The sequence below is a fragment of the Mesorhizobium sp. Cs1321R2N1 genome (genome assembly GCF_037179725.1).
Classification (GTDB): domain Bacteria; phylum Pseudomonadota; class Alphaproteobacteria; order Rhizobiales; family Rhizobiaceae; genus Mesorhizobium; species Mesorhizobium salmacidum.
Genome location: NZ_JAPYKP010000336.1, coordinates 1 through 517, shown reverse-complemented (window position 1 = coordinate 517; position 517 = coordinate 1). Strand labels below are relative to the sequence as shown.

Sequence of the window (517 nt, the reverse complement as noted above, 5' to 3'; positions counted from 1 at the left end):
AGGCTTCCTTCGTGGTCGAGAGCGCCTCGCAGGCGATGAGATAGCGGCTGGCGAAGTCGGTGATGGTCAGCGGATAGCAATAGCGCCGGTCGGCGAGCATGAACTCGCCCTTGTAATCGGCACACCAAAGATCATTGGGCCGATAGCCGTTTGAAAGCGGTGTCCCCGTCGCCCTGTTGCGCCTTCGCTTGCGGCGCTCGACCATGCCATGCCGGTCGAGAACCGCATGCACCGTCGAGATCGCAGGCCTGTGCACATCCGGGTAGAGCCGAGCCAGCCGCTCGCGTATCTTCGGCGCACCCCATGTCGGCTTGTCCTGCTTGAGGCGCACAATCAGCTTCTCGAGTTGAAACGGAAGCTGATTGGCGTGGCGGTACGGCCGGCGCGATCGATCCGTCAGCCCCTCCAGGCCGCTGTCGTTGTAGCGCGTGAGGATCTTGTAGCCGGTCTTGCGCGAGATATCGAACTCCCGGCAAAGCACGGCCATCTTCTCGCCGTCCAGCAGCCGGGCGATGAA

Annotated in this window: 1 protein-coding gene; it reads right to left on the bottom strand. The window is 62.9% G+C overall.

The features are described from left to right. Positions 1 to 517: helix-turn-helix domain-containing protein (locus tag O7A61_RS32360; protein ID WP_337133200.1), on the bottom strand; the 517-nt coding region annotated here is incomplete at both ends.